This window comes from Streptomyces sp. yr375, from assembly GCF_900110755.1.
Classification (GTDB): Bacteria; Actinomycetota; Actinomycetes; order Streptomycetales; family Streptomycetaceae; genus Streptomyces.
Genome location: NZ_FOFF01000001.1, coordinates 385,503 through 398,399 on the forward strand (window position 1 = coordinate 385,503; position 12,897 = coordinate 398,399).

Genomic DNA, 12,897 nt, shown 5'->3' on the forward strand with positions numbered 1-12,897 from the left:
ACCTCCGTTACGCGGTGGCAGTGGCGGGCAGGGGAGAGGGCGTGGCTGCCTCGAAGGCGGCGCGCAGATAACGGGTGTTGAGGGGAACCGGGTCCGGGACCGCTCCGGCGAGCGCCGCCAGCAGCGCGCTGCGGTCGTAGCGGCGGCGGACGAACGTATAGGCGTGGATGCCGCCCATCAGCCCGGCGAGCCGCTGCACCGCCGGATCGAGAGGGCCCGGCGCGGCCTGCGGATCGATCCGCACATCCAGCCAGGGGCAGACATCGCGCATCACGTCCAGACACGCCCGCACCGGTGTGTCGTACGGGTGCGTGAGGTGGAACGTCTCGACCGGCGCGGCCGGTTCGCGCAGCGCGAGCCGCGCCGCCGCCCTGGCCGCGTACTCGACCGGCAGCAGATTCAGCACGGCGTCCGCCCGGCCGGGAATCCGTACGGCGAGTGGGTGGCCGGGGGTCGCGCCCGGCACCAGCCGGGACGGATCGTGGCGGGCCAGCACGGACAGCCGGGCGCCCGTCTCGGCCAGCGGGTGCCGCGACGCCCCGGCGGGCAGCGCCCGGTCGCTCACCAGGACGCCCGGCCGCAGCACCGTCACCGGGTGCCGGTGCTCGCGCGCCCACGCCCGCGCCACCTGCTCCGCCGCGTGCTTGGACGCCTCGTACGGGGTGAGAAAGCCGTGCCGGTCGTCGAGTTCGTCCTCGCGTACGGTGCCGTCGAGGCGTCCGCCGGCCACGTACGCCGTGCTGACGAGGACGACTCGGGGACGGCGGCCAGGCGCGGCCGCGACCAGGTCGAGGACGTGCCGGGTGCCGTCGACGTTCACCCGGGCGAGGCTGCTGTCGGGTGCGACGAGGTCGATGACGGCGGCGCTGTGCCACACCGCGTCCGCCTGCCCGGCCAGTTCGCGGTGCCGTTCGGGGGCGAGGCCGAGGAACGGTTCGGCGACGTCGGCCCGCTCCAGCCGCACCCGCGCGCGCAGGTCGTCGGGCACGCCTTCACCGGTGGCGCGCAGGGCACGCTCCAGCCGCTGCCATCCGGCGTCGCCGCCCTGCCGGACGAGCGCCGTCACCTGCCCTGGCCGGCGCAGGAGTTGGGCCAGCAGATGGGAGCCGAGGAATCCGGTGGCGCCGGTCAGCACGGTCAGCATCCGTGGGCGTCCTCGAGTTCGGCGAGCGCCGCGAGCCACAGCCCGGGCAGGGCCGCCGGGTCCGGGTCGCCGCGGTCGGAGATGAAGAACACGCCGGCATCGGGGCCGTAGCTGGACAGCCCCACCATCAGGGCGTGGCCGAGCAGCAGCGCGGGCAGCCCGATGGAGGCGGTGACCGGGTCGGTGCCGAACGAAAGCCCGTCAGGGATACGGATGTTGGTGACCGTCAGGGCGGTGCGCCGGGGGCCGAAGAAGTACCGGATCAGCGCGGCGCCGGTACGGGGCAAGGCCCGCAGCCCGGCCCGGGTGGCCGTGCGCCGCTCGGGCGTCGCACGGGCATCGCGGACCACCGACGCCAGACGGCGACGCGGGTCGGGCTCCGCACAGGGCAGCGGGATGCGCAGCATCGCCATGTGGTTGCCGAGGGCGGCGGGTTCCACTCCGGCGGGACGGGTGTCCAACGGCATGAAGGCATGCAAGTGCCGCTGCCCGAACCGCCGTTGTGCGCCCGGGCTGCCAGCGCTTCGGCTTTCCGCGTTCCAGTCGGCGGGACTCCAGGCCCGTAGAGCGCCCGCGGTGGCCGCGAGGTAGACCTGGTTGAGGGTGGCCCCGGCCGCCTTGCCGAGTCTGCGCAGCCGCTCCACCTCGACATGGGTGTGGTGCATGGTGCGGTGCGCGCCGGGCGGGCGCAGACCCGGAGTCCAGCGTGCGGTGTGGCGTACCGCTGCGAAAATGTCGGCCGCGAGCATGGCGGCCAACTGCCCCACCTTCAGGGGCGGTTCGGCCTCGACCGGCACGGTCAGCGGCAGTGGGCGGTCGCCGGTGCCGAACAGCGCGCCGACGGCCGCGGCCCCGCCCATGCCGTCCTGGAGGGCGTGATGGACCCGGTAACACAGCCCGTACTCGTCCGGAGCCCAGCCGTGTACCAGCCAGACCCCCCAGTCCGGGGCGGTCTCGGGAAAGGGCAGCCCGAGCAGCGCGTCCGCCGCCCGCCCCACGGGGTCCGGGCCCGCCGCCAGCCGCAGTTCATGGACGTGCAGACGGGGATCGGCGTCGCCGACGGCCTCCCAGGCCAGCCGGCCGCGCCGCTCGGCGACGCGGTACGCCCACGCCGGCACGCGCGGCGCGGTGGCCGCCACATGGTCGCGGACCCGCTCCACGGACGGTGGGCTGCCGTGGAAGAGAAGCAGATACCCGTGGTATCCGGCCTGGTTGCGGGCCTGCCGCGCGGCCCGGTACAGGAACTGGTCCGCGGACGAGGGCTCAGGGGGAGCTGTGGGCGGTGGATCCAGGGGCACGGCGATCACGGCGGTCTTCCCTCGCGTCAGCACGGCAGCGAACGAACGGGGACTCTACCGCACGTAGTCAGCCAATTACGGCACGCTACTATCGGCCGTTCGTCGGCGCCGAGACGGAGGTATTTCATGGGTTCGCGCAGCACGCTCAGGCCACGAGAAGAACCGGACTCACCAGAAGAACAAGGCGAACAAGGAGTAAAGGGAGGGAAAGGAGCAGAAGGGGGGTGGGGAGGGGCGGAGGGGCTGGTCGGTCCGGGTTCGGGCACGGATGCGGGCGATGCCGATGGCGGTCGTGATGGCAGTGGCGATGGTGAGGGCGATGGTTCGGGGGAGGGTCGCCGCTCGGCCTCTCCCTGGCGGGTGTTGTGCGTCGCCGCCCTGTTCGCCGTGGTCTGCGCGCTCTTCGCCGGCGGCTCCTTCGACCGGCTGGGTCAGGGTGGCTACACCCCGGGGACGACCGAGGCCGAGCGGGCCGATCGGGTGTTGGCCCGTCAATTCGCGGTGCCTACCGACGACTTGGTCCTGTTGATCCGTACGCCCGGATCCACGGACGAGCCCCGCACCCGGACGGCCGGAGCGGCCTTCACCGAGCGCGTCGCCCATCTGCGGGGGGTGCGCCGGGTCGCGTCGTACTGGACCACGGGCGACCCCGCGCTGCGCTCGCACGACGGCCGATCGGCTCTCGCCGTCGTCGAGTTGCGGGGCAGCGAGTCGGACCGGGTGCGGACGGCGGGCCGTATCGTGCCCCAACTCACCGGAGGCCAGGGGGTGTTGGAGGTGTCGGCCACGGGTCTGGCGTGGGGCAGGTACGAAGCCGTCCAGCAGAGCCGGTTCGATCTGGTGCGCTCCGAACTGATCGCGGCCCCGCTGGTGCTCCTGGTACTCGTGGCGGCCTACGGATCCCTCGTGGCCACCCTCGTGCCGATGGTCATCGGCCTGCTGTCGGTGGCCGGCGGACTCGCCGCACTGCGGCTGCTCAGCCAGTTCATGGAGGTCTCGGCGTTCGCCGCCAACATCACCACCGCGCTGAGCTTCGGGCTGGCCGTCGACTACGGACTGTTCCTCGTGGCGCGGTACCGCGAGAGCCGCGCCGCCGGGCTGGCCGAGCGGTCGGCGATCGCCGAGACCGTCCGCACGGCGGGCCGCACCGTCCTCTTCTCCGCGCTCACCGTGGCGCTGGCCCTCGGCGCGCTGCTGCTTCTGCCGATGCCCTTCCTGAGGTCTCTGGCCTGTGCCGGGATCACCGTCGTGGCCCTCTCCGCCGCAGCCGCGCTGGGCGTGGTGCCGGCCCTCCTCGCCGTGCTGGGCCCGCACCTGGACCGCGGTGACCTGTGGCGCGTGATGCGGCGCGGGAACCGGCGCCGGGCCGGTGCGGCGTCCGCCGAGAGCCCCGGGTGGCGGCGCGTCGGACTGGCCGTGGCGCGCAGACCCGTACTGATCGGCGGCGGGTGCTGTCTGCTCCTCGCCGCCATGGCACTGCCCTTCGGCCACGCCACGTTCGGCCTCGTGGACGAGCGGACGCTGCCCGCGTCGGCCTCCTCCCACGGCACGGCGGACCGCGTCACCGCAGACTTCGCCCACTCGCCCGACCGGGGCCTGAAACTCGTCCTGACCCCGCCCGCCCGCACCGAGCGCACCCCGGACACCGCCGTGACCGACTACGCGCTGCGGCTCTCCCGGCTGCCCGGTGTCACCGACGTGCACGCGTCCTCGGGCGTCTACCGTGCCGGGCGGCGCATCGCGCCCCCGACGCGCGCGTCGGACGCCTACCGCGCCCGGGACGCGGCCCTGCTGACGCTCACCGCACCCCAGGCACCCGGCAGCCCGGCCGCCGAACGCCTCGTCACAGCCGTCCGGGCGCTGCCCGCCCCGGGGTCCGTGCTGGTCGGCGGCCCGGTCGCGCTCTCGGTTGACGCCACGCAGGCGATGGCGCGCGCTCTGCCGACGGCCGGCCTGGCCATGCTCATCAGTACGTTCGTGCTGCTTCTGCTCTTCACCCGGTCGCTGCTGCTGCCGGTCAAGGCCCTCCTGGTCGGGCTGCTGAGCCTGACGGCGAGCTTCGGCGCGATCGTGCTGGTCTTCCAGGACCACCACGCGACATGGCTGGTCGGCGACTTCACCCCGACCGGCACCCTGGAGACCAGCATCCCGCCCCTGCTGTTCTGCATCGCCTTCGGGCTCTCCGTCGACTACGAACTCCTCCTGCTCTCCCGGGTCAGGGAGCACTACCTCGCCCACGGCGACAACCGCGCGGCCGTGGTGTTCGGCCTCGCCCGCACCGGACGCCTGGTCACCGCCTCCGCCCTGGTCGTGGCCGTCAGCATGGGCGCGCTGGTGCTGTCCGGGATCACCTCGCTCAAGATCCTCGGCTTCGGCCTGGCTCTCGCCGTCCTGGTGGACGCCACCCTCGTCCGAGGCATCCTGGTACCCGCCGCGATGTGCCTGGCGGGCCGCGCCAACTGGTGGTTCCCGTCGATCACACGTCGGCGATCCGGCGATCCGGCGGGTGCGGGGGAGTAGGACGACGCGGCGGGTCAGGTAGCGCCCGGCGCGCCGCTTCCGTCGTAGTCCTGTTCCTCTTCCTCCTGGTAGGAGTAGCGCTGCTCTTGCCACGGGTCGGCGATGTTGTGGTAGCCGCGTTCCTCCCAGAAGCCGCGCCGGTCGGCCGTCAGGTACTCGATGCCGCGCAGCCACTTGGGGCCCTTGTAGCCGAACAGGTGGGGCACGACCAGGCGAAGGGGGAAGCCGTGTTCGGCGGTGAGGGCCTCGCCGTTGTGGTGCGTGGCCATGAGCGTCCGGGGCGAGGTGAAGTCGCTCAGGCGCAGGTTGGCGGAGTAGCCGTACTCCGCCCACGCCATGACGTGCGTGACCTTCGGTGCGGGCGGGGCCAGGTCCAGGACGGTCGCGGCGGGGATCCCGTACCACTCGTGCCCGGTGGACGTGGGGCCGCTCGCGCAGTGCAGGTCGGCGACGACCGTGACGCGGGGGAGCGCGGCCAGATCGTCGAAGACCCACTCGTGCGTCTCGCCGGAGGCGGTGGCGCCGAAGACGCGCAGGTTCCAGCGTTCGGGCCGGAAGCGGGGGACGGGGCCGTAGTGCGAGACGGGCCAGCCGTGCACGGGACGCTGTCCGGGCGGCACCCGCCCGGACGCCTCGGCCTCGGAGAAACCTTCGTCGTCCACGGCCCGCACCCTCTCTCGCCCTACGGCCTGCTGTCCCGTGCAGAGTAAACGCTCACTCCGCGTGACTCGGACTCAGACTCGGGCTTGGCTCAGGCCTGGATCAGGTCCCCCGGGCTGCTCGCCGGGGCCGCGGCGGCGGTGGCGGCGGCGGTTCGACGGCGGGCGACGGCTCCGGAGACCCAGTACCCGACGATCATCACGGCGATGACGGCGATGGTCTCGCCGGTGCCCCACAGCCAGGTGGAGGCGTCGGCCTCCTTGGGGGCCAGCTTGGGCAGTTCGTCGAGCGCGATCGAGGAGTGCTCGGCCACTTCGGCCTGGTACGCCTGGTTGCGGGCCGAGCCGTGCAGGAAGGGGGCGACGAACAGCAGGGCGAGCCCGAGCAGCGTCTCGACGGTGATCACGATCGGGAACTCGCGGACGAGGAGGGTGCGCAGGGGGCGTTCGTCACCGGCGGCGCGCAGCGCGTCGACGCGCGGATGCAGCCAGAACTGGTTGAGCACGATGGCCGCCGACGTCCTGCATGTCGGCCTCGGCGTGCCCTATGCATTCTCGACCCCGTTCTTCATGGCCGCGCTGGCTGCCGTCTTCGTCCTCTGGTATCGCAGCGAACGCACTCTGTCCATCCACAGCATCCACACCCGGCGACGCGAGACCTTCTACTGGGCCGCCGTGCTGGCCACCTTCGCGCTGGGCACCGCCGCGGGCGATCTGACCGCCACGATCGGCTTCGGTTACCTGGGCTCCATCGTTCTGTACGCAGCCGCGATCGCCGTTCCGGCCGTCGCTCACCGCTGGGGCGGCCTGAACGCAGTCGTCGCTTTCTGGGCGGCGTACGTCATCACCCGCCCGCTCGGCGCCTCCGTCGCCGACTGGATGGCTGTCGGCCACGACCGGGGTGGACTCGACCTCGGCCTGGGGCCGGTCACGCTGTCCTGGACGGTGGCCATCCTGGGCTTCGTCGGCTATCTGGCGGCCTCTCGCAAGGACATCCGGCACGACGTCGAGCAGTGATGCGCGTCTGACGACTAATCGTGCCCCGGGGATGTGTTCGGGGTCGTACGTCACCTCGCCGCCGCCGCCGTCGGCGCTGCGTGCGAGGCGTCGAGCCAGCGGCAGCTCGAGGCCGGCACCGTGGTGTCCGTCGCCCGGATCCGCACGTTGACCGGGCTCGAAGAGCCGTGAGGCGAACGGGCGCGGTACGCCGGGCCCGTCGTTGATGACCTCGACGTGTATGCCGTCGGGTGTGCGGTAGGCGCGGACGGCGACCTTGGAGTGGGCCACCAGAGGTGGGCCGTCGGCGGTGACTGTCAAGTGAGCTGACACGTCCGGCAGTTCGGTGAGTCGTCGTAGCGCGGGCAATACCTCGGGGGTGCTCGGCGCGGTGAGTGTCCCGCCACCGAGACCGCCACCGATCTCGGCCTGAATCTCTGCCGGAGTCGGCGTCCGGTCCGCCGTCCACAGGGCCGCGAGCCCCTCGCTCTCCAGTTCACCGGCGTTACGCCGTTCGGCTCTGCCCCGCGGGCCCGTGCCGGCCAGGACTGAGACCTTCAACGTGTAGCGGTGTGACGGCCCCGGGCACCGTCCTTGGCGTGGACCCTACGGGCTGTAGGAGTAAGGGGTGAGTGATGCGAGACGGCCCGCAGGCCACGGACAGGTCGGCCACGTCGACCGGCCCGCGCAGGCCCGACCCGCCGATGGCCGTTCGCTTCCCTCCTCGATCCCGCCGCGAGGTGGCGCTCGCGGTCGTGGCCGGCGCCTTCACTCTGGCCCAACTCCTCCTCGTGCGACCGGGGATGGGTCTCGGCTGGGACGAGTCGGTCTACGTCAGCCAGCTCTCACCCCATGCGCCGGCCGCGTTCTTCAGCGCCCCGCGCGCCCGCGGTGTCCCGCTGCTGGTGGCGCCGGTCGCCGCCTGGTCGTCGTCCACCACACTGCTGCGGATCTACCTGGCCGTCCTGTCCGGCCTCGCCCTCTTCCTCGCGCTGCGCGCCTGGCGGGGCGTCCGTCCCGCCCGGGTGCTCGCTACCGGGGGCGCCTTGTTCGCCACCTTGTGGGTGACGCTGTTCTACGGCCCGCAGGCCATGCCCAACTACTGGGTCGCGGTCGGCGCCCTGGCCGGCGCGGGCTGCTTCCTGCGCGCCCAGGCGAACCGCTTCGACCGCACGGCCCTGTGGGGCGTGGGCCTGAGCGCAGCGCTGATGGCCTGGATGCGCCCCACGGACGCGGTATGGGCGACCCTGCCCCTGCTCGCCTTGCTGCTGTGTGTACGGCGGTGGCGGCGCCCCGCGCTGCTGGTGGCGCTGGTCGGCGGTCTCGCGGCCGGGGCGGCCGAGTGGGTGATCGAGGCGTACGTCTCCTACGGCGGACTGGCGCAACGTCTGTCCGACGCGTCCCGCATCCAGGGCGGCCTCGGCTGGAACATCGCCGTCGGAGACCAACTGCGCGCTCTGGGCGGACGTACCCTGTGCCGCCCGTGCACCGGCGCCGCGCCCGCTGTCCTGGAGACCCTGTGGTGGTACGTCCTGCCGCTGCTCGCCGCCCTCACGGCCGTGTTCGCCGTCCGCGCCCGTCGCCCCGCCGCCACGCTCGTACCGTTGGCCTGCGCCGCCTCCGCGGCCTTCCCGTACCTCTTCATGATCGGCTATGCGGCACCCCGCTTCCTGCTGCCCGCCTATGCGCTGCTCGCCCTTCCGGTCGCCGATCTTCTGGTGCACCTGGTCCGGGCGCCCGGACGGATCCGTCGGCCGCTGACCGTGGCGCTGCTGACGCTCGCCCTGGCGGGGCATGTGGCCGTACAGCTCGTGGTGCTGGAGGACACCGTGCGGCGTACCACCGCCGCCCACCGCGAGTGGGCCGCCGTCGCCGCCGGGCTGCACCGGCTGGGCGTCCGTCCGCCCTGTCTGGTCACCGGAAAGAACAACGTCCCGATCGCCTACTACGCAGGCTGCTCCTCCGCGGCGACCGTCGGTCACGACGCCAACACCACGTCGGCCGGCATCCGGCGGACCGCCCTCCGGCTGCCCACCGCCACGCTCGTGGCACCGGGCGGTGGCCCGCCCGCGTACACCCGTTCCTGGACCCCGCACCGGGTGGCCGACCTGCGCGTGTACGTCGCACCTGCCCCGGCGGCGGGAGGACGGCAGTGAACGCCACCGGCGTTCCCCTCTCGGGGGATGCTGCGCTCTCCCGGTGACGCGGAGCGCGAGCCCTCCTCGCGCATGAGCGGGCCCGTCTCCGCGGCCGCCACCGTCTCTTCCAGGCACAGCGTGGGCGGGGCACCCGACGCAGCGGCCGGACGACTGCTGCCACCGTCGTGAAGGCGACGAACACGGAAAGCACCGCAGGTAGTTGCGTAGTACCGGGGTACTACCCGCCCCGCGCGGTTCAGCCTCCCGGTACCACCGGATTGGGGTGATGCGGCACTTAGCGTTGCCAGTGAGGTGTCCGAAGCGACGGGCGCCGGAGCCCGACAGGGAGAACGCGAATGATCGACGCACGGCAGTTGACCAAGAGGTACGGCGAGAAGACGGCCGTCGACGGGCTGGACTTCGTCGTGAAGCCGGGCACGGTGACCGGATTTCTGGGGCCCAACGGCGCGGGCAAGTCCACGACCATGCGCATGATCGTCGGCCTCGACGCCCCGACCAGCGGCTCTGTCACCGTGAACAGCCACCACTACGCCCGCCACCAGGCACCCCTCCAGGAGGTCGGCGCCCTTCTGGAGGCGAAGTCGGTCCACCCGGGCCGCTCGGCGTACAACCACCTCAGGGCCCTCGCGCTCACCCACGGCATTCCGCGCCGCCGGGTCGACGAGGTCATCGACCTCGCCGGACTCGGCAGCGTGGCGAAGAAGCGGGCCGGCGCCTTCTCCCTCGGGATGGGCCAGCGACTGGGCATCGCGGCGGCGCTGCTGGGCGATCCGCAGACGGTGATGCTGGACGAGCCGGTCAACGGGCTGGACCCGGAGGGCGTGCTCTGGATCCGCAACCTGCTGACGGGGCTCGCCGACGAGGGCCGGACGGTGTTCGTGTCCTCGCACCTGATGAGCGAGATGGCCCTGGTCGCGGACCACCTGATCATCGTGGGACGCGGCCGGCTGCTGGCCGACACCACCGTGGCGGACCTGATCCGCGAGGCGGGCGGCGACACGGTGAAGGTGGCGACCCAGGACCCGGCGCGGCTGCGGGACGTGCTGGCCGGGCCGGGCGTCGACGTCACCGGCCGGATCGGCTCCGAGGAGCTGCAGGTGACCGGGCTGACCGCCCGCGAGATCGGACTGAAGGCGGCCGAGCACGGGATCGCGCTGTTCGAGCTGAGCGCGCGGACCGTGTCCCTGGAGGAGGCGTTCATGGACCTGACCAGGGACGCCGTGGAGTACCACGGCTCCACGAACGCGACCGAGACCCTTGGGAGGCCCGCATGAGCACCATCACCGCACCCGCCGAGGAACCCCGGACCGCCCTCGTCCGCCCCGCCTACCGGGTGACCGGACGGCGCGTGCTCGCCTCCGAATGGGCCAAGCTGTGGTCCCTGCGCTCGACCTGGATCACCCTGGGCCTCGGCCTGCTGTTCCTGGTGGCCTTCGGACTGATCTCCGCGAGCCGCTACACGTCGGGGATCAACTCCGGCCACATGGATCGCGACTTCGCCGATTCGACGGCCGTGAGCCTGTCCCTCTTCGGTACGAACTTCGCCCAGCTCGCCCTCGGCGTGCTCGGCGTGCTGGTCACGGCGGGGGAGTACTCGACCGGCATGATCCGCTCGACGCTCGCGGCGGTCCCCCGACGGCTGCCCGTGCTGTGGTCCAAGGCGGCCGTGTTCGGGCTGGTCGCGCTGGCCGTGGGGACCGTAGGCGGGTTCGTGGCCTTCCTGATCGGGAGCGGAATCGTCTCCGGCACGCCCGCGGCCATGAGCCTCTCGCACGCCGGCGTCCTGCGGAGCCTGCTGGGCGCGGGGCTCTACCTCGGCCTGGTCGGAGTGATCGGCACCGCCCTGGGTGCGCTGCTGAGGTCGGTGGCCGGCGGGATCTCGGTGCTGGTGGCCGCCCTGATGCTGATCCCGGGACTGATCTCCCTGCTGCCGAGCTCCTGGCAGGACGACATCAGCCCCTACCTGCCGTCCAACGCGGGCGAGGCGATGTTCGCCCTGACACACGACTCCACGACCCTGTCGCCGGGCGCCGGACTGCTGGTCTTCCTCTGCTGGACGGCGCTGGCACTGGGCGGCGCGGCCTACCGGCTGGCGCGCACCGACGCCTGACACCGGCACCATGGACAGGTGACGCCCGTGACCGCCGATGAACTCAACGGGATGGGACCGCTGGTCGCCCGACTCTCCCGGGGCGGCCAGCGGCTGCGGCAGGCCGACCGGGCCCGTCCGTGGGTGCTGGACACCGCGGTCGTGGCCCTCGTCTTCCTGATGTTCTGCCTGCCCGACCTGCTCCACGGCGGGGTGGACGACGGGGACGGAGACGGCCCGCGCCGGTTCCGGATCGCCTTCACCCAGCTCCCTGTCGCGGGAATGCTGGCGCTTCAGGCCGGACTGGTGCTGCCCCTGCTGTGGCGGCGGCGCAGACCCGCGGCGGCCTTCGCCGCCATCACGGCGGTGTTCGTCCTCCAGTGGTCCCTGGGCGCGGCGCTGCGCGCGGACGTCGCCCTCTTCGTCGCCCTGTACAGCCTGGCCCTGCACGGGCGGCTGCGCCGACTGCCGTGGGCCTGCGCGGCCATGGCAGGCGCCATGGTGCTGGTCGCGGTACGCGTGTCGGCGGCGGTGCCCGTCTGGGACGCGCTGTTCTTCCTGCTGAGCACCGCGACTGCGGCGCTCGCGCTCGGGCTGATGATTCGGATCCGGCGGGCCCAACTGGCCGGGCTGCGGGACCGGGCGGCCCGGCTGGAGATCGAGCGCGACCAGCGCAGCAGGCTGGCCACGGCGACCGAACGCACCCGTGTGGCCCGCGAGATGCACGACATCGTCGGCCACAACCTGTCCGTCATCATCACGCTCGCCGACGCGGGCTCCTACGCCACGGACATCGCTCCCGAACGGGGTAAGGAGGCCCTGCGGCTCATCGGTGACACCGGTCGGCAGGCGCTCGGCGAACTGCGGCGTGTGCTCGGCGTGCTGCGCGAGGCGGCGGACGGTCCTGCGGGCGGGCCCGAGCTCAGCCCGCAGCCCGGCATCGTGGACATCGGCGCACTCTGCGCCAAGGTGCGCGCCGCCGGACTGGAGGTCGTCTACCGGACCTCCGGCGACGTGGACGCCTTGGACGACGGGGTACAACTGACGGTGTACCGCATCGTCCAGGAAGCCCTCACCAACACCCTGAAGCACGCCGCCACCGACACCCGGGTGCGTCTGGCGATCCTCGTCGAGGACAGCCGGCTGACCATCCAGGTCCAGGACAGCGGCCCGGTCGCACCGTCCGGACCGCCGAACGAGGAAGGACACGGCCTGGTGGGCATGCGGGAGAGAGCGGCCCTGTACGGCGGCAGCGTCAGCGCGGGGCCGACGGGCGGCGGAGGATGGGGCGTCGAGGCGGTCCTCGACCTCACGCCCCGAAGCGGAGGTGCCCGATGACCACCGTGCTCATCGTGGACGACCAGCCGCTGCAACGCTACGGCTTCCACATCCTCCTGGACTCCGTCCCCGAGACCGACGTCGTCGGTGAGGCCGCCCACGGCGCCGAGGCCGTCCGCAAGGCCGCCGAACTGCGCCCGGACGTCGTCCTGATGGACGTCCGGATGCCGGGTATGGACGGCATCGAGGCCACCCGCCGCATCGTCGCCGCCGGCGGCCGCTCGCGCGTCCTCGTGCTCACCACCTTCGACCTCGACGAGTACGTCCACGCCGCCATCCGGGCCGGCGCCAGCGGCTTCCTCCTCAAGGACGCGCGTCCCGAGGAGCTCCTCGCCGGCATCCGGGCGGTCGCCTCGGGCGACGCCGTCATCGCGCCCGCCCTCACCCGCCGCCTCCTGGACGAGTACGCCCGCTACGTCCCCGCCCACCGCGCGGAGTCCGCCGAGGATCCGGGACTCGGCTCCCTCACCGACCGCGAGCGCGAGATCCTCGTCGCCGTCGGCAAGGGCTGGACCAACGGCGAGATCGCCGCCCGGCTCGTACTGTCCGAGTCCACCGTCAAGACCCACGTCGGCCGCGTCCTGTCCAAGATCGGCGCCCGCGACCGCATCCAGGCCGTGATCTTCGCCTACGACCACGGCCTCGCCCGCCCCAACACGGACTGAACCGACGAGCGGCGACCGCCAAGGATGCG

Annotated in this window: 10 protein-coding genes and 2 pseudogenes; 7 read left to right on the forward strand and 5 right to left on the reverse strand. The window is 72.8% G+C overall.

What is annotated here, in order from left to right:
- Positions 1-7 precede the first annotated feature (7 nt).
- Both BMZ82_RS01480 and BMZ82_RS01485 read right to left on the reverse strand, forming a co-directional pair.
- Positions 8-1,144, reverse strand: a complete 1,137-nt coding sequence (locus BMZ82_RS01480; RefSeq protein ID WP_093770742.1) for an SDR family oxidoreductase — start codon at positions 1,142-1,144, stop codon at positions 8-10.
- The gene (locus BMZ82_RS01485; RefSeq protein ID WP_093770744.1) at positions 1,138-2,475 is read right to left on the reverse strand and encodes a wax ester/triacylglycerol synthase domain-containing protein; all 1,338 of its coding nucleotides are present in this window, start codon (positions 2,473-2,475) and stop codon (positions 1,138-1,140) included. Before BMZ82_RS01485 ends, BMZ82_RS01480 begins: the two co-directional genes overlap by 7 nt.
- A 330-nt stretch (positions 2,476-2,805) precedes the next feature.
- Here BMZ82_RS01485 and BMZ82_RS01490 point away from each other — a divergent pair, with 330 nt between their 5' ends.
- Positions 2,806-4,962 carry an MMPL family transporter gene (locus BMZ82_RS01490; RefSeq protein ID WP_177244330.1) on the forward strand — a complete coding sequence of 719 codons (2,157 nt, stop codon included), beginning with the start codon at positions 2,806-2,808 and terminating at the stop codon, positions 4,960-4,962.
- A gap of 14 nt (positions 4,963-4,976) precedes the next feature.
- Here BMZ82_RS01490 and BMZ82_RS01495 read toward each other — a convergent pair whose 3' ends face one another.
- Both BMZ82_RS01495 and BMZ82_RS01500 read right to left on the reverse strand, forming a co-directional pair.
- Positions 4,977-5,624 carry a molybdopterin-dependent oxidoreductase gene (locus tag BMZ82_RS01495; protein WP_093771109.1) on the reverse strand — a complete coding sequence of 216 codons (648 nt, stop codon included), beginning with the start codon at positions 5,622-5,624 and terminating at the stop codon, positions 4,977-4,979.
- 89 nt (positions 5,625-5,713) lie between these two features.
- The gene (locus tag BMZ82_RS01500) at positions 5,714-6,127 is read right to left on the reverse strand and encodes a hypothetical protein (protein WP_093770748.1); all 414 of its coding nucleotides are present in this window, start codon (positions 6,125-6,127) and stop codon (positions 5,714-5,716) included.
- Between BMZ82_RS01500 and BMZ82_RS01505 the strand changes: the two are divergent.
- A pseudogene (locus tag BMZ82_RS01505) lies at positions 6,126-6,638 on the forward strand (hypothetical protein); the annotation flags it as partial. The gene BMZ82_RS01500 and the pseudogene BMZ82_RS01505 sit on opposite strands and share 2 nt — an antisense overlap.
- Before the next feature lie 78 nt (positions 6,639-6,716).
- On the opposite strand, the pseudogene BMZ82_RS42600 reads toward BMZ82_RS01505, so the two are convergent.
- Positions 6,717-6,950, reverse strand: a pseudogene (locus BMZ82_RS42600) (ATP-binding protein); the annotation flags it as partial.
- 302 nt (positions 6,951-7,252) lie between these two features.
- Between BMZ82_RS42600 and BMZ82_RS01520 the strand changes: the two are divergent.
- The 5 genes from BMZ82_RS01520 to BMZ82_RS01540 all read left to right on the forward strand — a co-directional run bounded on the left by BMZ82_RS01520 (position 7,253) and on the right by BMZ82_RS01540 (position 12,868).
- Positions 7,253-8,773, forward strand: a complete 1,521-nt coding sequence (locus BMZ82_RS01520) for a hypothetical protein (protein ID WP_371270865.1) — start codon at positions 7,253-7,255, stop codon at positions 8,771-8,773.
- Between the two features lie 338 nt (positions 8,774-9,111).
- On the forward strand, positions 9,112-10,050 hold the full coding sequence (locus BMZ82_RS01525) for an ABC transporter ATP-binding protein (protein WP_093770750.1): 939 nt from the start codon (positions 9,112-9,114) through the stop codon (positions 10,048-10,050).
- The gene (locus BMZ82_RS01530) at positions 10,047-10,886 is read left to right on the forward strand and encodes a hypothetical protein (RefSeq protein ID WP_093770752.1); all 840 of its coding nucleotides are present in this window, start codon (positions 10,047-10,049) and stop codon (positions 10,884-10,886) included. The genes BMZ82_RS01525 and BMZ82_RS01530 overlap by 4 nt, the downstream gene beginning before the upstream one ends.
- A gap of 51 nt (positions 10,887-10,937) precedes the next feature.
- On the forward strand, positions 10,938-12,203 hold the full coding sequence (locus BMZ82_RS01535; protein ID WP_177244345.1) for a sensor histidine kinase: 1,266 nt from the start codon (positions 10,938-10,940) through the stop codon (positions 12,201-12,203).
- The gene (locus BMZ82_RS01540; RefSeq protein WP_093770756.1) at positions 12,200-12,868 is read left to right on the forward strand and encodes a response regulator; all 669 of its coding nucleotides are present in this window, start codon (positions 12,200-12,202) and stop codon (positions 12,866-12,868) included. Before BMZ82_RS01535 ends, BMZ82_RS01540 begins: the two co-directional genes overlap by 4 nt.
- The last annotated feature ends 29 nt before the right edge of the window (positions 12,869-12,897 follow it).